Here is a 19,424-nt window from a genome sequence, read left to right as displayed (position 1 = left end):
AGCGCGGTTAAAACGACGCGATAGTTCGGTTGTGGTAGTCGAGAAACGCGGCATCGAGGTCGTGGTCCCCGCGGACAGAGAGCGAAGCCCCGTCTAACTCGCGCTCGTAGGCGTGAGAGATAGTGTGCGTCTCTGGGTCGACCGCAATCATGCCGTAGTCGAAGTCCGCGTGGTGGTCGGGGCAGAGAACGAGTAGGTTCGCCTCGGCGTCCGGGCCGTCGTGAGGCCGACCGAGCGGTCTGAGGTGATGCGCCTCGGCGTACCCGTCGTGAACCCCCCGGCGACGACGCTCCCCACAGACTTGGCACGTGTGGGAATACCGCGCTTTCAACTCGGTCGCGAGCGCCGTGTTTCGAATGATTCGGCTCCGCGTCGTCTCGGTGCGTTCCGCGGGCGCGAGGTCCGCGGCGGCTTCCTCGTCGTCGACTCGCTCTCGCGTTTCGTGACGGCGGCGGAGCACGAATCGATAGACGTCCCTGCCGTCGCCTTCGAACGGTCCGCACGCGTAATCGACGACTTCGACTTGGCCCTGATACTCCCAGTCGGCCTCTCCCGACTCGCGGTGGAAGAAGAATATCGGTAACGGGTGGCGTTTCGCCCGCGCCAGAAACTTGTTTCCGCCGGTGAGCGTCTGGTCACCGGTCCGTCCTTCTCCGATGTACGTGAACTCGCCGCCGGTCACGTCGTCACCGTACGGCCCGGTGTCGCTCGAAAAGAGACGGAGATACCGTTGGTCGTCGTCGTCGTAACAGATTTCGATGCCTCGTCCCGTCATGCCGCGGTCGAACCGGGAGCTGAGTTCTGACCCGCTCAACCGTTCGCCGGGGTCGAGCGAGAGCGCTGCGAGTTCCACAGCAGTTCCGACGACCGACCGACGAAAAAACGTTCTCCTGGATGGGTGGTGTCCTCGGGTGGGACCGACTCGTTCGCGGCTTACAGTTCGTCCAACAGCGTCTGGGCCGCCGCCGCCGAGGAACCGGGGCCGCGCGCGGTGATGAGGTCGCCGTCCACGGTGACGCTGGTGTCGCTGTCGAGTTCGGCGTCCCAGACGCCGCCGGCGGCCTTCACCTCGTCTTCGACCCAGTACGGAAGCTTCCGGCCGTCGGGCATCAGGTCGTCGTCGTCGACGATGCCCTCTTCCCACTCGTTGGGGAAGCCGGTGACCTCGCGCCCCTCGACGAGGAACGAGCCGTCGGCCTCGCGGGTGAACCCGAGGATGCCGACCGCGTGGCAGACGACGAGCGCCTTCGAGTCGTCGCCGGCGACCGCCTGCAAGAGCGCCTGTCGGGCGTGTCGGTCCTGATTGATGTCCCACGCGGTCCCGTGACCGCCGGGGAACACTACGGCGTCGTACGCGTCGGCGTCGACCTGTGCAATCGGCTTCGGGTTCTGGAGTCGCTCGTCGTTTTCGTGGACCTCGACGACGCGCTCTGCGAGTTCCTCGCCGACCTCCTCGGGGTCGACAGAGCGCTCGTCGACGACCGGGACGCCGCCCGTCGGCGTCGCAACGGTTACGTCCACGCCGGCGTCGGTCAGAGTCGTGAGCGGCTCGATGCATTCCTCTCCCCAGTAGCCGTCTTCGCTGACGATGAAAAGCGCCGATGTCATCGCTCCCGAGTACGGCCCGGGCACAAAAAGGCCCCGCGGAGGCGGAAATCCGCGGGCGAAGGTGGCGCGGCTCTGACTCTGACACCGCGGCCGCGTCGGTGTCGGGTCAGTCGTCGCCGTGCTCGTCGACGATGACGACCTCGCCGTCTTCGACGGTGACGTTGATGAGCGTCTTGACGTGGTGGTCCGAGTCGTCGAGTTCGTTCGGGCCGGCCTTCTTGATGATGGCGACGGTGTCGACGACGTCCGCGCCGATGTGGTCGAGCGCGTCGAGGACGGCCTTCATCGTACCGCCGGTCGACAGCACGTCGTCGAGGACGAGCACGCGGTCGCCCTCGTTGACATCGTTGATGAACATGTCGCCCTCGGAGTAGCCCGTCTGCTGGTGGAGCGAGACCTCGCCGTCGAGACCGTACTCGCGCTTGCGGATGACGACGAGCGGGATGTCCGTCATCAGCGAGACGGCCGTCGAGATGTGGATGCCCATCGCCGCCGGCGTGACGATTTTGTCGACGTTTTCGAGGTTCGCCTTGCGGATGATTTTGATGACGATTTCGCGGAGGAGCCCCGGTTCCAGCATCGGAACACCGTCGCTGATCGGGTGGACGAAATACTCGTAATCTCCTTTTTCGATGATCGGCGCGTCGAGAAGGGACTGCCGCAACTGGTCCATGGCGCTCGTTCCGCCGGTCGGGCATAAAATGTGGCGGTTCGAAGGCTCTCGGACACGCCGACCCACGCCGTGCGGTATCGCGTCTCGCGGTCGAACGCAGTCGAGCGCAACCGCTCACGGCCGTGTTCGCGACTCGGGGCGCGGAGCTCCGAGGGCGGTTACATCCCGCCGAGAAGCTGTGACGCGGTCTTCACCAGCGGCTCGACGCTCTCGTCGGGTTCGACGAAAAGCAACATTCCGCGGCCGCCGCAGTAGACCTGTAACACGCCGTAGCCGTCGCGTTCCTCGAAGCGGTACTCGACGCTGTTTTGCACCGGGCTCAGCCCGGAAAACAGCCCGCGTTCCATGAACTCGCGCCGAGTCTCCTCGGCGAGCGAACTCAGGTGCGCCACGAGCTCGTCGCGACTCCGAAAGTCCTCACGGACGGTCTCGCCGACGTGGAACAGGTCGAACGCCGTCGCACCGTAGACGGCGACCAGCGAGACTGCCCCCTTCGCAGTCCCCCGGAGCGCCTCCATCGCGACCTCGCTATCGGGTCCCGGTCCGTTGACGGATGCCATCCGTGACGGGTCGATTATCATTCGTTTCCCCCCTTGCCCTGACGCCGCGCGTCTCCCTGCCCGGAGCGCGCGCCTGGACGTATCATGAATCTCAGATAGTCAGTTGTTGCTATAAATGTGGAGGTGGAATTTCGCTCGTTGAAAAACAGCGCGCTACGTGGGGTATGAAGGCTGTTTTCGGCCACTTACGTCGAGCGTGTTTCGACTCGACACCGGATATCGTGAGGAACCATGATTGATTCGACTCCGCGTCGTCAGTTGTTCTCTGACTCGACTTGATCGCCCGATACCGGGGGTGTCGAGCGGGGTTCGGTCCGGAACCCCTCGTCCGAAAGGGAGACGACCGTCTCGTCGAAGTCGCACTCGTAGCGGCGGCAGTGGGTTCCGTCGTCGCGAACCTCGGTCGTCGAGGTGATGAGGCCGCACTCGCACAGCCGGTCGAGCCGTCGGTACACGGTCGGAAGCGAGAGGTCGAGCGTCTCACCGAGCTCCTTCGCGGTGCGAGAGTCGCGGCGGAGCGTCACGAGCAGCGCCCGGGACTCGGTGTCTCCAAGTATATCGAGAAGTTCGTCGCTCGACACACATCCGTCCATCCTGATGAAAGCCTCCGAATGAGCGTACAAAGTAGTTGCGCCCCTGCGACCGTGACCGCCTTCGGTGCGAACAGGCGGGGTGAGAGAGGGCCGAACCGGGGACTCCGCGACTATGACAAACGACACTGCTTACGTAACACCTCGCGTGCGGACGAAGACGGTTGACAACGGGACCGCTCCCTCGCGAACGACGCGGTGGGGTCGCGCGCGGTCGTCGGTGAGAGGACCGCCGCGACGCGTGAGTACAGCGCCGGCCGAGTCGCGCGCGGACGAATCCCGCCGGCGCGACAAATATTCTCGAACGGACGAATGTACTCTGAGACGTAGTATGGTCGGCTGAGGATATAAATTTCGCCCTCCAGAGAAAATCATGAAAATCAAAAAACGTAGAAGAAATCGACCGACCGTCAGATTTCGACGCCGAACAGCCAACGGGTTTGACAACACCTAAGTCGGCGGTCCCCGCAATTTGCCCCGTGCAACCCACACCGGAAGTCGTCCTCGCGGTCGTCTTCTTGCCGTTTCTCGCCGCGGCGTTCACCCCGGTAGTCTACCGGCTCCTGGGCGAGCGCACGGCGTACTTCGCGGCCGCCGTCGCGTTGGTCACGCTCGGCCTCGTGACGGACCTGTATCTCGCGGGGGCGCACGGAACCGTGTCGCTCGACTGGATTCCCTCGCTCGGAATCTCGCTGGCGTTTCACGTCGACGGGTTGGCGCTTCTCATCGCCTTCCTCGCCAGCGGCGTCGGCGTGCTCATCCTCACGTACTCCGGAGGATACATGCACGGCGAACCGGGCCAGGCGAAATACTACGCGACTCTGTTGGCGTTCATGGGCTCGATGCTCGGCGTCGCCCTCGCGGGCGACCTCGTCGCCCTGTTCGTCTTCTGGGAGCTGACGAGCCTCTCGTCGTTCATCCTCATCGGCCACTACACCGGCGAGAAGGCCTCCCAGTACGCCGCCCGGAAGTCGATGCTCATCACCGTCTCCGGCGGCCTGTTCATGCTGGTCGGCTTCCTGCTTCTCGTCTGGGCGTCCGGCCAGACGGGAGCCATCGAGGCAACGACGTACAGCATCCCGGTTTTGGTCGAACACGCGGGCGCGATTCGCGAGGTCCTGACGGCCTCCGGCCTGCTCGTCCCCGTGCTCGTCCTCGTCGGCCTCGGCGCGGCGACGAAGTCCGCACAGGTCCCGTTCCACGTCTGGCTTCCCAACGCGATGGAGGCACCGACGCCGGTCTCGGCGTTCCTCCACTCCGCGACGATGGTCAAAGCCGGCGTCTACCTCGTCGGCCGATTCCGCCCGCTTTTCCTCCCCGAGGACGCGGCGGTGCTCGGTGAATGGACGCTCATCTTCGCCGTGCTCGGCCTGTTGACGATGACCGTCGCGGCCATGCTCGCGGTGAGCGCGACCGACATCAAGGAACTGCTCGCGTACTCGACGGCCTCGCACCTCGGCCTCATCATCGCCGCCTTCGGCTTCGCCAACAGCTACGGCGCGGAGGCCGGCGCGTTCCACATCCTGAACCACGCGAGCTTCAAGGCCGCGCTGTTCATGGTCGCGGGCATCATCGCCCACGAGGCCGGAACCCGGAACATCGACCGCCTCGGCGGGCTCCGAAAACATCTGCCCGTGACGGCCGTCATCGCGGTCGTCGCGTCGCTGTCGATGGCCGGCTTCCCGCCGTTCAACGGCTTCTACTCGAAGGAACTGCTGTTCGAGTCGACGTACTACGCCGCCGAACACATGGGCGGCGTCGCGTGGATTTTCCCCGTCGTCGCGGTGTTCGGGAGCGTCTTCACGTTCCTCTACTCCATCAAGTTCGCCTCGCTGTTCTTCGGCGACGAACCCGACGGCCTGGGTCACGTCCACCGCCCGCCCGCGGCGATGCTCGTCCCGCCGGCGATTCTCGGCGCGCTCGTCCTCGCCATCTCGGCCCAGCCGAACCTCTTTATCGAGGGGCTCATCGGCGACGTGTACGGCAGCGTCGTGCCCGGCGAGGCCCACTCCTTTTCGGTCCACTTCCCGACCGAACTCACCCCGTACGTGATTATGAGTCTCATCACCATCGCCGTCGGTGCGGCCGCCTTCCCGTTCTACGACCGCATCCACGACGCCATCAACGCGGCCCTGCGCGGCCCCGTTCGAGCGAACTGGTGGTACGATAACTTCGTCGAGGGGCTGACGACGACGAGCGTCGCCGTCACGCCGAAGATTCAGACCGGCCTCCTGCGCACCTACGCGACGTGGGGCCTCTTCGGCTTCGTCGTGCTCGCGCTCGGCGGCTACGCGGCCGCCGGCGTCTCGATGCCCGGCTTCAGCGAGCTCAGCGTCTCGATTCCCATCGTGCTCGTGTTGCTCGTCGCGCTCGTCGCCGCCTTCGCGGTCGACGTCGCGCCGTCGCACGTCGCCGGCGTCCTGACGCTGTCTATCGTCGGCTTCATGGTCGCCATCTTCTACATCCTCGCGGACGCGCCCGACCTCGCGTTGACCCAACTGGTCGTCGAGACGCTCGTGTTGGTCATCTTCCTGCTCGTCTTGGACCGCCTGCCGGCGTTCTACGGCGACGCGCCGGACCGGCTCGTCTCCGTCCGCGACGGCCTGCTGTCGCTGGCCGTCGGCGGCACGGTGTTCCTCACCGTGCTGCTGTCGACGGACGCCTCGCCCGACCCGCTCCTCCGGGAGTTCATCGTGGCACGGGCGGGCGTTCCGGCGGAACACGGGCCCTTTTTCGCGGACTACGGCGGCGGGTCGAACATCGTCAACGTCATCCTCGTCGACTTCCGTGGAATCGACACCATGGGCGAGATTTCGGTCGTCGTGATGGCGTCGATCGCCATCCTGACGCTGATTCGCATGCGAACGCGGGGTGAGACCCAATGAACGGCTCGTCCGGTCGGACGACCGTCATCTCGCGGACCGTCGCGCGCATCGTCGTCCCCATCATTCTGGTGACGGCCATCGCGCTGCTGTTCCGCGGGCACAACCTCCCCGGCGGCGGCTTCATCGGGGCCGTCCTCGCGGCCGCCGCCTTCGCGCTCGTCTACATCATCTTCGGGCTGGAGTTCATCCAGCGCGAGGTGCTCGCCATCAAACCCGACGGCTCGGAGCAACACCGACTCGTCGAGACCTACCGCTGGATGGCCTCCCTCGGCCTCGCAATCGCCGTGGGGTCCAGCCTCGCCCCGCTCGCGTTCGGCGCGCCGTTCCTGACGCAGGGCGTGCTCTTCTTGGAGCACCTGCCCCTCTACGGCGAGCTCGAGGTCGCGAGCGCGTTCGCCTTCGACCTCGGCGTCTTCTTCGCCGTCGTCGGCGGCCTGCTCACCATCGTCGCGGAGGTCGGTAACGAATGACCCAGTTCTTCCTCGCCGCCACGCTCGGCGTCCTGTTCAGCATCGGCACGTACCTCGTGCTCCGACGCGACGTGGTTCGCGTCGTCTGGGGTATCAGCATCATCAGCCAATCGGCCAACGTCTACCTCGTCACCATGGGCGGATTCGACGGCCTCGCGCCCATCCTCTCGGGCCACGGCGCGAGCGGGCCCGCGCCCTCGGACCCCATCGTGCAGGCGCTCGTCCTCACCGCCATCGTCATCGGCTTCGGGACGACCGCGCTCGCGCTCGTGTTGACCTACCGGGTGTACGAGGAACACGGAACAATCGATATGTACGAACTCGGAGGGAGCAGATGAGCACGCTCGTCATCGCACCGCTCCTCGTGGCGCTCGTGACGGCGATTCTGACGCTGCTCACGCGCCCGAGCGACATACTCCAACGGACGGTCAGCCTGCTCGGCGGCGTCGCCTATCTCGTCGCCGTCGCCGCCCTGTTCGACGCCGTGGTCCTGCCGCTCGGCGGCGAGTCGACCACGCTCGTCTATCTGGTGTCGAACTGGGCCGCGCCGTTCGGTATCACGCTCGTCGCCGACGCCCTGTCGGCGTTCCTGTTGGCGCTCACCGGCTTCGTGTCGCTCCTGACGCTCGGCTACTCCGTCGCGTCGGTCGGCTCGTTCGGCCAGCGCCTCAGCTACCACACGCTGTTCCACTTCATGGTGGTCGGCGTCACCGGCTCGTTCCTCACCGGCGACATCTTCAACCTGTTCGTCTGGTTCGAGGTGATGCTCATGTCGAGCTACATCCTCGTGCTGTTTTACTCCGGTCGCGAGCACACCCGCGCGGCGCTCAACTACGTCGTGCTCAACCTCATCGGGAGCGCGGTGATGCTCGTCGCCATCGGCGGTCTATACAGCACGACCGGGACGCTCAACATGGCCGATATCGCCCGGCGACTGGCCGAACCCGCCGCCTACGACATCGAACTCCTGCCGACGCTCGGCCTGTCGGCGGTGCTGTTTTCGGTGTTCGCTCTGAAGGCCGGCCTCGCGCCCTTCCAGTTTTGGGTTCCCGCGGCCTACCGCGCCGCGCCGTCGCCGGTGACCGCGATGCTCGCCGGCGTCGTGAAGAAGGTCGGCGTCTACGCCATCGTTCGGCTCTACTTCACCATCTTCGCCGCGGCGTCTATCGACATCGGCTTCCTCGGCATCACCGGGGAGTCGTTCCTCGGCTTCTTCGGCCCGGTCATGTTCGTCATGGCCGCGGTCAGCATCGTCCTCGGCGGCATCGGCGCGGTCGGCCGCGACGACGTGGACGGCATCCTCGCGTACTCCTCCATCAGTCAGGTGGGCTTTATCGTCCTCCCGCTGGCGGTGGCCGCCACCGCGCCGTCCGAGGCGGTTCGCGTGCTCGGCGTGACCGCCGCGCTGGTCTACGCGTTCAACCACGGTCTCGCCAAGAGCCTGCTGTTCCTCGCGAGCGGCACGCTCAAAGACGTCGTCGGCAGCGACCGCCTGTCCGACCTCGGCGGCCTCGCCGACAGGGCGCCGGTGCTCGCGGCGGGCTTCCTGCTCGGCGCGCTGACGCTCATCGGCGTCCCGCCGCTGTCGGGCTTCTTCGGGAAGTATCTCGTCTTCCAGGCGGCCGCGGAGTCGTTCGCCGCGGGCGGGGCCGGCGCGGGACTCGCGCTCGCCGTCGCGCTCGCCGGCGCAATTCTGACTATCGCCTACTACACCCGCGCGTGGAACGCGGTGTTCTGGGGTCGCCCGAGCGACCTCGTCGACGCCGCGCTCCCCGAGCGCTGGTCGGTCGGCTCCGGCGACGTGGCGATGACCGACGGCGGTGACGACGGCCTCAAACGGCTCGAACTCACCACGCAGGTGACCGTCGTCGTCGCGCTCGCCGTCGCCGCCATCGGCTTCGGTATCGGCTTCGAGGCGCTGTTCGGCGCGGCCGACGCCGCGGCCCGCGCCGCCGTCGACACGAACGGCTACGTCGACGCCGTGCTGCACGGTCCGGGTGTCGGCTTCGAATCCGGCGGGGGTGGCCACTGATGAGCCGCCGCTGGCCGGTTTCGGGGCTCGTCATGGCCGTCCTCTGGCTGTTCGTCCGCGGCGTCGAACTGACGCCGCAGCGCCTGCTGGAGGAGTTCATCATCGGCCTCGGCGTCGGGATGGGCATCGCCTTCTTCTTCCGGCGGTTCTACGGGGACGAAGCACCCATCACGCGGAGCCTCCGCGTCGCGCCCTACGCGGCGCTGTACCTCGCGACGTTCCTCTGGGAACTCCTCACGGCCAATGTCGACGTGGCGGTGCGGACGCTGTCGCCGTCGATGCCCATCGACCCCGCCGTGGTCGAGGTGCCGCTCCGCGTGCGGACGCCACTCGCCATCACGACTATCGCGAACAGTATCACCCTCACTCCGGGGACGCTGACCATGGACTACGACGACGAAACCAACTCGCTGTACGTGCACAGCATCGACGGGAGCGACCCCGACGGCATCCTCGAACCCATCCGCCGCTGGGAGGACTACGCGCTCGTCATCTTCGACGAAGAACTGAAACCGGGCGACCCCGCGCCGCAAGTCGAGGGGGGCCCCGCGGACGGCGGCGACGCGCCCGCCGCCGCGACGGGAGGTGAGCAACATGGCTGAGCCCGCGTACCTCGCGTGGATGGACTCCGTGCTCTTCGCCGGCCTCGCGCTCGCCGCGGGGCTGACGCTCCTCGTGAGCTACCGCGTCATCCGCGGGCCGACGGTGCCCGACCGCGTCGTCGCGCTCGACACCATCGGAACGAACGTCGTCGCCATCGCGGCGCTGTACGCCATCTGGAGCCAACAGGGGTACTTCGTCGGCGTCAGTCTCGTGCTCGCCATCATCGGCTTCATCAGCACGATTACCGTGGCTCGGTACGTCACGGAGGGGGACATCATCGAATGACCGCCGCAGAGACCGCAGCTGCCGCGACGACGGTCGGTCCCGTCCGCGCGGCGCTCGTCATCCTCCTGACGCTCGTGGGGAGTTTCTTCCTCGTCGTCGGGACCATCGGTCTGCTCCGGTTCCCCAACGTCTACAACCGGATGCACGCCACCTCGAAGGCGACCACGCTGGGGGCGGCGTCCATCGCGCTCGCCGCGACGGTGTACTACCTGCCCCACGGCGACGGACTGATGGCGCTCGTCACGGTGTTGTTCCTGTTCCTCACCGCGCCGACGGGTGCGCACATGATTTCGCAGGCCGCCCAGCGCATGGGCGTCCCGTTCCTCGACGGGGTCACGTGGCCCAAGCAGGTCGCGTCGGCCGACGCCGACGGCGCGGACGGCACCGACGCCGACGCCGCAGGCGGCGACGACTGACGACCCACCGAGGGCCTATTTTTCCAACTCGGTCGCCAGTTCGGCAGCGACGCGAGCGCCCAGTCCGTCTTTCGACCCGACGTACTCGCTCGTCTCGTCGGCGCGGACGACGAGCGCGCGGGTCTCGGATTCGCCCATCACGGAGGCGTCGTTGGCGACGACGAACGCGAGGCCGACGCGGTCCATGATACGGCGGGCCTCGCCGACCATCGCCTCGTCGTCACCGGTCGTCTCGGCCTTGAAGCCGACGATGGGGAGGTCCGGGTGCGACTCGCGGACGGCGTCGATGAGCTTCGGCGCGGGTTTGAGGTCAAGCGTGCGCGCCTCGCCGGAGCGAATCTTCTGGTCGGCCGCCTCGACGGTGAAATCCGAGATGGCGGCCGCGGAGACGAGCGCGTCGGCATCGGCGTCGACCGCGGCCTCGACGGCGTCCAGCATCTCGGCAGCCGACTCGACGGCGAGCACGTCGGCGTAGTGCGCGTCGTAGCCGTCGTGGACGAGCGTCACGTCCGCGCCGCGAACCGCGAGCGCGCGGGCGACGGCGCGGCCCGTGCGACCGGAGGCGCGGTTCGAGAGAGTGCGGATGGGGTCGATAGACTCGGTCGTCGCGCCGGCGGTGACGACGACCGACTTCCCGGCGAGCGTCTGGTCGGTCGTCGCTTTGGCCACGCCGGTGACGATGGCCTCCTCGGTGGCGAGTTTCGCCTTCCCCTCCTCGATGCGCGGGTCGACGAACTCGACGCCCCACAACCGCACCCGCTCGATGGCGTCGAGGACGCCGGGGTGGTCGTACATGGGTTCGTGCATCGCGGGCGCGACGACGACCGGAACGCCCGCGCCGAGGGCGGTGGTCGCGGTGGTCGTCACCGGAGAGTCGTCGATGGCGGCCGCTATCTTACCGACCGTGTTGGCCGTCGCGGGCGCGACGAGGAACACGTCGGCCCAGCCGTCGCGGCCGCAGAGGTCGACGTGTTCGACGCGGCCGGTGATTTCGGTTACCACGTCGTTGTCGGTGGCGAACTCGACCGCCCACGGGTGGATGATTCCCGTCGCGGCGTCGGTCATCACCGCGCGGACCGACGCGCCCCGGCGGCGGAGTTCGTGCGCCAACTCGACGACTTTCACGGCCGCGATACTCCCCGTCACCCCGAGCGCGACGTTCACACCTTCGAGCATTCACTCGTCTCTGCGCCCGCTACCCGCTAAAAGGATTCGCGTCCGCGGGCGGCCGCGGGACCGACGGGCGGTCCGCCCGCGGCGCGGTCGGGTCGGTTACTCGTCGAGCCGCCCGAGTTCGTCGTCGACGAGGCTCGGGTGGGTGCGCTGGGGCTCGTCGTGCGGCTCGGCAAAGAACTCGCGCATGACCTCGCGGGACTCGCGCTCGCGACGGGCGCGCTCGTCGGCGTCTATCTCCTCGCAGGCCGGCGGCACCTCGCGGCCGCGGTCGGTGAAGTAGCCGGTCGGCGCGACCCAGTCGTTGTAGAACGCCGTCCCCGAGTCGTGGACGAGCGTGATGGCCGCCTCCGCGGCGTCGCCGGCGGCGACGACCGCCTGATGGTAAATCTCGGTCAGCCGACCCGCGGCGTAGATGCCGGGCACGTCGGTCCGGCCGAGGTCGTCCACGCCGACGTAGGTTTTCGACCCGGCGGCCCGGAGGTCGACGCCCGTGTCTTCGAGATACGAGGCGTCGGACCACGAGGCCGCGACGACTCGGGACGCCTCGATGGTCTCTTCGCCGTCGTCGGTCTCGACGGTCGCCCGGAACAGCGGGTCCTCGTCGTCACCGAGTACGTCGAGGTCGGTCACGCGGCCGGTTAGTCGGCCCGCGCCGTTACGGTCGGCCTGCTCGGAGAGGAGGTCGGTAAACAGCCGGCTGTTGACGCCCGCCGGGAAGCCGGGGACGTTTTCGAGGTGGGCGTTCCGGCGAACGATTGGCTCGCCGTCGTTGACGACGAGGGTGTCGAGGTCGGCGCGCGCGAGGAACGTCGCGGCGGTGAGGCCGGCGACGCCGCCGCCGACGACGAGTGCGTCTCGTGGAATCGTCTGGCTCATGTCGTGCGATAGCTCAGCGGCGAGTAAAACCGTACGGATGTCGCTGAACGCTGCCGAGTTCCGCCCGGAGGCGGTTCGGGCTACCGACCCAGCGACGCGCTTGAGTCGTTGAGCCAGCGGTTCTCGATTGCCTCGACGCTGACGAGGCCCGCCGAGCCGGGTGCGTGCCCCGCTCCGTTCTTCGGTGACATTCGAAGCCGGAGCCGCCAGCGCCCGTCAGACAGCGCCTCGCCGTCGAGAAAGCGCACGGTTCGCTCCGGCGTCCGCCGGACGAGAGCCACGGCGAGCGGCAGCGTCGGAATCCGGCCGGTCCGCTCCGCGAGCGCGTAGTCACCGAAGGTGAGCTCCCACGTCCGGGAGCTGTCGTCGCCGTCGGTCCGTGCGTCGGTTCGGGCGTCGGCACCGGCAGTTCCAGCCGCCTCGGCGTCGGGTATCGGCCGCACCGAGTAGCCCTCGACGAAGCCGACGGCTTCGAGATGTTGAAGCGCCGCGTCCACGGGGTTCGGCGTCGGGGTCGGACAGAACAGCCCGGCCGCCGTCTCGACGACCGCCCGCTGTTCGGCGGCCGAGAGGCGAACATCCAGTTCGCTCATCAGGCTCCAGACCAGCGTGAGACAGAAGTCGTCGCGGTCGTCGACGACCTCGGCCAGCGTGAGGTACGTCTCCATCGCGGCGGTTTCGGCCTCCCGATAGCCGAGTTCCGACAGCGCCTCGAACAGCGCGCCCGCGGTGTCGTGGCAGAACGCGCTGTATCGGGCGTACTCGTCCGCCGACGCCTCGGCGGCCCGCGGCGGTCCCTCGGCCACCTCGTACACGAGCGGGTCGTCGTACGGGCTGTTCGGGTCGTAGCGCCGGAGCGCCGCCCGGTAGTCCCGAGTCAGTTCCGCGGCGTCGCCGGCGGCGCGCCGGTCCGGAAACCGCTGTCCTGCGGCGGCTCCAGGCGGCGAACCCGTGCGGCCGCACACAACTGCGTAGTCGCCGTCGGAACACGCCAGAGACCGAATCTCGGCTCTGATGTCCCGAAGCGTCCCCCCCACCATCTCGGCTGTATGTCGAGACACCGACCGATTATAGGTTGCGATTGCGAGGGCGTCCGCGCCGCGCGAGCGAGCGACACGGCCCACAAGGCTTTGGTCCCGCCGACTCCATTCGACGCTCGTGGACGAGATAGCCGTCAGCACCGTCGTCTACCTGCCGCCCGAGGAGATATACGAGTTCCTCGTTGATTTCCCGCGGTACGCCGACTACTCGAAGCACCTGCGGGACGTTCGGCAGTCGGGCGACGGGTCGCCGGGCACGCGGTACGCCCTGTACTTTTCGTGGTGGAAGCTCACCTACACCGCCGAGTCGAAGGTGACCGATGTCACCCCACCGACACGAATTGACTGGACCATCACCAAAGACGTACACGCCGTCGGCCGCTGGCGAGTCGAGGAACTCGACGACCTGCCGGCCGAGGCCCCGTCGGACGCCGACGCCGCCTGCCGCGTCTTCTTCGAGGTCGAGTACGACCCCGACAGCGTCTCCGCCGGCGATATCGACCTGCCGCGGTTCGTCTCGCTGGGGTGGGTCATCGACAAGCTCCGGCCGGTGCTCCAGAAGGAGGCGGAGCGAATCGTCGAGCGTATCGTCGCTGACATCGAGGGGCGACCGCGGCGCGTGGAACTGACGGTACACTCGAAACCGGGGTCGTGAGCGGCGGTGTACGGGCGATTCGTGAAGGGAAATGCACATACGCGCCCGCGGACCAACACAGGGGTATGACAGGGGCTGGTCTCTGGTGCGCGTGATAATCATCGGTGCCGGACAGGTCGGGTCGTCCATCGCGGCCGACCTCGACGAGACCCACGAGGTCGTCGTCATCGACTGCGACCCCGAGCGCGTCGACGAACTGAACTACTCGCTGGACGTGCTGGCGCTCCACGGCGACGGAACCTCAGTGGACACGCTCGAAGAGGCCGACGTGGAGCGCGCCGACATGGTCATCGCCTCGACCGACGACGACGAGACGAACATCGTCGCCTGCGCGACCGCCAAGGCCATCTCGGACGCCTTCACCATCGCCCGCGTCAAGAACACGGAGTACCTCCGGACGTGGCAGCGCTCCGAGAAGGCGTTCGGCATCGACTTCATGGTCTGTACGAACCTGCTCGCCGCGGAGTCCATCGTTCGCGTCGTCGGCCTCCCCGCGGCGCGCGATGTCGACCCCTTCGCGGGCGGGCAGGTCCAGATGGCGGAGTTCGAAGTCAACGAGGAGAGCCCCGTCGCCAACCAGACCGTAAGCGAGGCCGACCGCTTCGACTCGCTGACGTTCGCGGCCATCCTCCGCGACGGCGAGGTGACGATTCCCCGCGGCGACTCCGTCATCGGCCCCGGCGACCGCGTCGTCGTCATCGGCAGCCCCAAGAGCGTCCAGGGGTTCGCAAGCTCCGTCTCGCCGGACGAACCGCCGGGCACCGCAGAGGAGGTCGTCATCGTCGGCGGCAGCGAAATCGGCTACCACGTCGCCCGCCTGCTCGAAGAGCGCGGCTTCAAGCCCAGACTCATCGAGCACGACGCGGAGCGCGCCCGCGAACTCGCGGAGATGCTCCCCGGAACCATCGTCATGGAGAGCGACGCGACCGACGTGGACTTCCTCGAACGCGAGTACATCGGCGACGCCGACCTGCTCGTCTCGGCGCTCGACTCCGACGAGAAAAATCTGCTCGTGTCGCTTCTCGCCGCCCGCCTCGGCGTCGAGCGCACCGTCGCCGTCATCGACACGACGCCGTACGTGGACCTGTTCGAGGCCGTCGGCGTCGACGTGGGCGTCAGCCCCCGCGAGGTCGTCGCAGAGGAGATAACCCGCTTTACCCGCGAGGGCGGCGCGGAGAACGTCGCGCTCATCGAGTCTGACAAGGCCGAAGTGCTCGAAATCGAGGTGGACGCCGAGAGCGTCCTCGCGGGCAAACCGATTCGGGAGTCGGTGGCGACGCTCCCCGAAGGCGTCGTCATCGGCGCGATAACCCGCCGCCGCGAGTTCATCACCCCCCGCGGCGACACCGTCATCGAACCCGGCGACCACGTCGTCGTCTTCGTCGATAGCTGCGTCATCGACGACGTGACACCCAATCTGTAACCCGGCCCGTCGCCGCCACCCCCGTCGCCGCCGACCCACGGGTGCGCCGAATCCCCACCGCGTCACGGTGTCGCGCCCCCGACTGCGAACCCGAACACGGAAGAACCCGGCGCTCGGTACGTTAGTCCACGGATGAAATTGCGGGTCGATTACAGAGCCAGCCTGCGTCTCGTGGGGACCGTCCTGAAGTATCTCGCGGTCCCTCTTTGTTTCCCGCTCGTGGTCGCGCTGTACTACGGCGAGTCGGTGCTCCCGTTCGTCGTCACGATGGCCGTGACGGTCCTCGTCGGCACGGGGCTCGAACGGCTCGCCGACGACCCCGACATCGGGGCCCGCGAAGGTTTCCTGATGGTCGCGGTGACGTGGTTAGCGGTGACGATAGTCGGCGCGATACCGTTTCTCATCGAGGCGCACGGCATCCCCTTCGTCGCGTCGCCCATCCACCCCGAATCGACCCTCGGTAACCCGGTGAACGCGCTGTTCGAGACGATGAGCGGCTTCACCACGACCGGGGCGACGGTGCTCGGCGACATCTCCTTTGACTCCCACACCCGCGGCATCATGATGTGGCGACAGCTCACCCAGTGGCTCGGCGGGATGGGTATCGTCGTCCTCGCGGTCGCCATCCTCCCCGAACTCTCCGTCGGTGGCGCACAGCTGATGGACGCGGAAGCGCCCGGCCCCGGCATCGAGAAGCTCACCCCGCGCATCGCCGAGACGGCCCGCGCGCTCTGGGGCGCGTACCTCGGCCTCACCGTCCTCGAAATCGTCCTCCTCTACGGACTCAACGTCACCGGCCACGCCCCGAACATGGACGTGTACAACGCCATCGCCCACGGGTTGACGACGATGCCGACCGGCGGGTTCTCGCCGGAGGCCCGCAGCATCGAGGCGTTTTCGGCGGCCGCACAGTGGGTCGTGATTCCCTTCATGGTCGCCGCCGGCACCAACTTCGCGCTCTTCTGGCACGTCCTCACGGGCGACCCGAAGCGACTGTTCCGCGACACCGAGTTCAAGTCCTACCTCGGCGTCATCGGCGTCGTCTCGGCCATCCTCGCGGGAATCCTGTTCCTCGGTGACGGGCTGATGTCCGTCGCGCCCGCGGGCGAGACCTACGACCAACTCTACCTCGAAGGCATCCGAACGGCCATCATCGGCAACGTCGAGCCCGCGGTCCGGCAGTCGGTGTTTCAGGTCGTCTCCATCGTCACGACGACGGGCTACGCCAGCATCGACTTCAACGCGTGGAGCGCGCCGGCGCAGTACGTCCTGCTGTTCGCGATGTTCATCGGCGGCTCCGGGGGGTCGACCGGCGGCGCGGTAAAAATCGTCCGCTGGTACGTCATCGTGAAGTCGCTCCGCCGGGAGCTGTTCACGACGGCTCACCCCGAGGCGGTTCGCCCCGTCAGGCTCGCCGGCCGCGCGGTCGACGAGCGGGCCATCCGCGGCATCTACGCCTTCACGCTCCTGTATCTCGTGCTGTTTTTCGTCTCGACCGGCCTGCTCCACCTCGACGCCGCGCGCATCGGCTTCGACGTGAGCATCCTCGAAACCATGAGCGCCGTCGCCGCGACCCTCGGGAACGTCGGGCCGGGCTTCGGCGTCGTCGGCCCGATGGGGAGCTATCTCGACTTCTCCAACGGCTCGAAGCTGTATATGGTGCTTCTCATGTGGGTCGGCAGGCTGGAGATTCTGCCCGTGTTGGTCATCTTCACGCCGGAGTACTGGCGTCGATAGCGTCGGAAAACAGAGGTCAGTACCCGTTTTTCATCAGGGGTTCAGCCCGTAGATGACCGAGCGAGCGAACACCAACACCGGGATGATTTCGAGGCGGCCGACCCACATGTTAAACAGGAACATCGTCTCCGCCCACGGGTTCATCGAGGGGCCGGTGATGCCCGTCGAGATGCCGACGTTGCCCTGTGCGGACGCGACTTCGAACAGCGCGTCGGCGTAGGTGAACTCCGGTCCGGCGAGGTTCACGAGGAGGACGCTCGACCCGACGAGGAGCAACAGCCAGAGCATCGAGACGATGGCCGCCTCGGAGAACTCACGGTCCATCTCGTTCCGCGAGAGGCGGCGGCCGTTCATCTCGATGTTGACGACCGCGCTCTCGGGGAGGAAGACGCGGGAGAACTGCCAGCGGATGCCGCGGGAGATGGTGTAGCCGCGGATGATTTTGATGCCGCCGACGGTCGACCCGGCAGCCCCGCCGAGGGTCATCGCCCCCGACAGGAGAATCTTCCCGCCGTCTGACCACGCGCCGAGCGGCGCGGCCTGAAAGCCGGTGCAGGTGAGCGCGCTCACCCAGTGGAACGCGGCGTCGCGGACGGCGTCCGCCTGCGCCCCGCCGACGACGCCCGAAAGCCCGAAGTAATCCGCAGTTTCGACGAACGCCGACCCCGCGGTCGCCGGGAGGCTGACGAGGTTCTGGACGGCGAGCGCGACCGCGCCGACGGCGAAGAGAACGAGAAGCCAGCGCGTCTGGAGGTCGCCCCAGAGGCGGTCGATATCGCGGTTCTTCAGGACGGCGTAGTGGACGGGGAAGGCGATTGCGCCAAGCGCCATGATGGGGAGCAACACCGTCTCGATGAGCGGCGAGTCGTACGTGCCGATGGAGCCGTCGGTGACGGCGAACCCGCCGGTCGAGAGCCCGGTCATCGCGTGGTTGAGCGCCTGCCACGCGACCTCCCACAGCGGGAGCGTCGCCCCGTAGTCGCTGGCGCGGATGGCGACGAAGAGGACGACCACCGACAGGAGCGTGTAGCCGACGAAAATCTTCCAGACCGTCCGAACGGTCGAGACGACGCTCGGGTGAATCTTCTCCTCTCTGGCCTCGCCGCGGTACAGCGCGTAGCTCCCGCTGCCGGGCCGCGAGAGGATGGAGACGGTGAGGACGATGACGCCCACGCCGCCGACCCACTGGATGAGCGAGCGCCACCACTGAATCGTCCGGGGAAGCGACGGCTCGTGGATGCCCATCGTCAGCCCGCTCCCGGTCCAGCCGCTCATGCTCTCGAACAGGGCGTGCAACGGGTCGCGGAAGTAGACGAGACTCGACTGGGCGTAGTCGACGCCGGCGGGCACGAGCGCCGTGAAGACGCTCTGCGGAGCGAACTGCGCCGTGAGGAAGAAGGGAAGCGACCCGAAGGCGGCCGTGGCGAACCAGCCCGCGGCGGCGATTATCATCCCGTGTTTCATCCGGGGCGCGGGGGCGTCCGCGAACGCCTTTCGCGCGCCCAGCCCGACGAACGCCGTCGCGCCCCCGGCGGCGAGGAACGCGAGCGCGGCGTACCACTCGCGGAAGCCGACCGCGACGAGGACCGAGGCGGTCATCAGGGCCGACTCCATGGCGAGGAGCGAGCCCACGTCGCGGCCGATGACCGCGAGGTCGGCGGGCCACCCCGAGACGGTTCGTCCGCGGCGGGGCATCAGTGGTCCTCGTAGTGGCCGAACACGTCAGTCACCTCGGGCGTCGCGCCCTTCGCGGAGTAGACCGTCAGGAGGTCACCGGACCCGATAGTGGTGTTCCCGCGGGGCGTCACGGGGTCGTCGTCGCCCTCGCGCTCGACGGCGACGATGAGGGTGTCGCCGTCGAGGAGGTTCTCCTGGGCCGCCTCCTGAATCGTCATCCCGGTTATCGGCGCGTCCTCGTCGACGCGGATTTCGAACACCTCGGCGTGCTCACCGATGCGCATGTAGTCGACGATAGAGGGGCGTTTGACCGCCCGATAGAGATACTCCGCGATGAGCCGCTGAGGGTTCTCCATCGTGTTGACGCCGATTTGGCGGTAGAGGCTCATGTGCTCGGGATTGTGGACGACCGAGACGATGTCGGGGATGTCGAGTTCCTTCGCCAACAGACAGACCATGATGTTGGTCGCGTCCTTGTCGGTCGTCGTGATGATGGCGTCGGCGCGGTCCGCGCCGGCCTCGTCGAGCGTCTGTTTGACCGTGGCGTCGTCGTTGAGGACGAGACAGTCGAACGTCGCGGCGGCCGCCTCGGCCTTCGCCTCGTCGCGCTCGACGACGACGACCTCGTTGCCGCCCTCGGTGGCGATTTCGATGAGCGGCGTGCCGATGTTGCCCGCGCCGACGACGATGATGTACATGACGTTCCGGCGTGGGCGTG

At 67.4% G+C, this 19,424-nt stretch carries 20 protein-coding genes; 10 read left to right on the top strand and 10 right to left on the bottom strand.

All coding sequences use genetic code 11. The features are described 5' to 3' along the window. Positions 1-7: 7 nt before the first annotated feature. The 5 genes from ACSR87_RS13000 to ACSR87_RS12980 form a co-directional block, all read right to left on the bottom strand. Positions 8-853: an HNH endonuclease gene (locus ACSR87_RS13000; RefSeq protein ID WP_498530755.1), complete on the bottom strand. Its 846-nt coding sequence runs from the start codon at positions 851-853 to the stop codon at positions 8-10. Positions 854-933: 80 nt separating this feature from the next. Continuing rightward, entirely contained in the window at positions 934-1,608 is a 675-nt protein-coding gene (locus ACSR87_RS12995; RefSeq protein WP_008573622.1) for a type 1 glutamine amidotransferase domain-containing protein, read from the bottom strand. A 106-nt stretch (positions 1,609-1,714) separates the two neighbouring features. Further along, positions 1,715-2,281 (bottom strand): hypoxanthine/guanine phosphoribosyltransferase, encoded by a 567-nt coding sequence (gene hpt / locus ACSR87_RS12990; protein WP_004043866.1) that lies wholly within the window; start codon positions 2,279-2,281, stop codon positions 1,715-1,717. 158 nt (positions 2,282-2,439) lie between these two features. After that, positions 2,440-2,841 (bottom strand): hypothetical protein, encoded by a 402-nt coding sequence (locus ACSR87_RS12985; protein ID WP_004063975.1) that lies wholly within the window; start codon positions 2,839-2,841, stop codon positions 2,440-2,442. A gap of 254 nt (positions 2,842-3,095) precedes the next feature. Continuing rightward, positions 3,096-3,434, bottom strand: coding sequence for a MarR family transcriptional regulator (locus ACSR87_RS12980; RefSeq protein ID WP_498530754.1), 339 nt, complete (start codon positions 3,432-3,434; stop codon positions 3,096-3,098). 476 nt (positions 3,435-3,910) lie between these two features. Here ACSR87_RS12980 and mbhE point away from each other — a divergent pair, with 476 nt between their 5' ends. The 7 genes from mbhE to mnhG are packed head-to-tail and all read left to right on the top strand — an operon-like array spanning position 3,911 to position 10,122. Beyond that, the gene (gene mbhE, locus ACSR87_RS12975) at positions 3,911-6,316 is read left to right on the top strand and encodes a hydrogen gas-evolving membrane-bound hydrogenase subunit E (protein WP_498530753.1); all 2,406 of its coding nucleotides are present in this window, start codon (positions 3,911-3,913) and stop codon (positions 6,314-6,316) included. Beyond that, entirely contained in the window at positions 6,313-6,786 is a 474-nt protein-coding gene (locus ACSR87_RS12970; protein WP_004043870.1) for an MnhB domain-containing protein, read from the top strand. The genes mbhE and ACSR87_RS12970 overlap by 4 nt, the downstream gene beginning before the upstream one ends. Next, positions 6,783-7,124, top strand: a complete 342-nt coding sequence (locus ACSR87_RS12965; RefSeq protein WP_004043872.1) for a sodium:proton antiporter — start codon at positions 6,783-6,785, stop codon at positions 7,122-7,124. Before ACSR87_RS12970 ends, ACSR87_RS12965 begins: the two co-directional genes overlap by 4 nt. Continuing rightward, positions 7,121-8,818: a complex I subunit 5 family protein gene (locus ACSR87_RS12960; protein ID WP_498530752.1), complete on the top strand. Its 1,698-nt coding sequence runs from the start codon at positions 7,121-7,123 to the stop codon at positions 8,816-8,818. Before ACSR87_RS12965 ends, ACSR87_RS12960 begins: the two co-directional genes overlap by 4 nt. Continuing rightward, entirely contained in the window at positions 8,818-9,420 is a 603-nt protein-coding gene (locus tag ACSR87_RS12955) for a Na+/H+ antiporter subunit E (protein ID WP_004063985.1), read from the top strand. The genes ACSR87_RS12960 and ACSR87_RS12955 overlap by 1 nt, the downstream gene beginning before the upstream one ends. Next, positions 9,413-9,706, top strand: coding sequence for an MrpF/PhaF family protein (locus tag ACSR87_RS12950; RefSeq protein ID WP_004063987.1), 294 nt, complete (start codon positions 9,413-9,415; stop codon positions 9,704-9,706). Before ACSR87_RS12955 ends, ACSR87_RS12950 begins: the two co-directional genes overlap by 8 nt. After that, on the top strand, positions 9,703-10,122 hold the full coding sequence (mnhG, locus tag ACSR87_RS12945) for a monovalent cation/H(+) antiporter subunit G (protein WP_004063989.1): 420 nt from the start codon (positions 9,703-9,705) through the stop codon (positions 10,120-10,122). Before ACSR87_RS12950 ends, mnhG begins: the two co-directional genes overlap by 4 nt. A gap of 15 nt (positions 10,123-10,137) precedes the next feature. Here the strand turns inward: mnhG and coaBC are convergent, their stop codons facing one another. From coaBC to ACSR87_RS12930, 3 genes are all read right to left on the bottom strand, one after another. Then, positions 10,138-11,298, bottom strand: coding sequence for a bifunctional phosphopantothenoylcysteine decarboxylase/phosphopantothenate--cysteine ligase CoaBC (coaBC, locus tag ACSR87_RS12940; RefSeq protein ID WP_498530751.1), 1,161 nt, complete (start codon positions 11,296-11,298; stop codon positions 10,138-10,140). A 96-nt stretch (positions 11,299-11,394) separates the two neighbouring features. Beyond that, positions 11,395-12,174 carry an FAD-dependent oxidoreductase gene (locus ACSR87_RS12935; protein ID WP_498530750.1) on the bottom strand — a complete coding sequence of 260 codons (780 nt, stop codon included), beginning with the start codon at positions 12,172-12,174 and terminating at the stop codon, positions 11,395-11,397. An 80-nt stretch (positions 12,175-12,254) separates the two neighbouring features. Further along, positions 12,255-13,214 carry a DUF7551 domain-containing protein gene (locus ACSR87_RS12930; protein ID WP_498530749.1) on the bottom strand — a complete coding sequence of 320 codons (960 nt, stop codon included), beginning with the start codon at positions 13,212-13,214 and terminating at the stop codon, positions 12,255-12,257. 118 nt (positions 13,215-13,332) lie between these two features. Between ACSR87_RS12930 and ACSR87_RS12925 the strand changes: the two genes are divergently transcribed. The 3 genes from ACSR87_RS12925 (at position 13,333) to ACSR87_RS12915 (ending at position 17,029) form a co-directional block, all read left to right on the top strand. Next, positions 13,333-13,869: a type II toxin-antitoxin system RatA family toxin gene (locus ACSR87_RS12925; RefSeq protein ID WP_498530748.1), complete on the top strand. Its 537-nt coding sequence runs from the start codon at positions 13,333-13,335 to the stop codon at positions 13,867-13,869. Positions 13,870-13,954: 85 nt separating this feature from the next. Beyond that, positions 13,955-15,292: a Trk system potassium transporter TrkA gene (gene trkA / locus ACSR87_RS12920; protein WP_498530747.1), complete on the top strand. Its 1,338-nt coding sequence runs from the start codon at positions 13,955-13,957 to the stop codon at positions 15,290-15,292. 132 nt (positions 15,293-15,424) lie between these two features. Continuing rightward, on the top strand, positions 15,425-17,029 hold the full coding sequence (locus tag ACSR87_RS12915; protein WP_498530746.1) for a TrkH family potassium uptake protein: 1,605 nt from the start codon (positions 15,425-15,427) through the stop codon (positions 17,027-17,029). Positions 17,030-17,062: 33 nt separating this feature from the next. On the opposite strand, the gene ACSR87_RS12910 is transcribed toward ACSR87_RS12915, so the two are convergent. Both ACSR87_RS12910 and ACSR87_RS12905 read right to left on the bottom strand, forming a co-directional pair. After that, the gene (locus tag ACSR87_RS12910; protein ID WP_498530745.1) at positions 17,063-18,724 is read right to left on the bottom strand and encodes a TrkH family potassium uptake protein; all 1,662 of its coding nucleotides are present in this window, start codon (positions 18,722-18,724) and stop codon (positions 17,063-17,065) included. Next, on the bottom strand, positions 18,724-19,404 hold the full coding sequence (locus ACSR87_RS12905; protein WP_498530744.1) for a potassium channel family protein: 681 nt from the start codon (positions 19,402-19,404) through the stop codon (positions 18,724-18,726). Before ACSR87_RS12905 ends, ACSR87_RS12910 begins: the two co-directional genes overlap by 1 nt. Positions 19,405-19,424 lie beyond the last annotated feature (20 nt).

The organism is Haloferax sp. SDI50, assembly GCF_059802635.1.
Note: the sequence above shows the minus strand (reverse complement) of the source record. Positions and strands in the feature narration are given on the sequence as shown.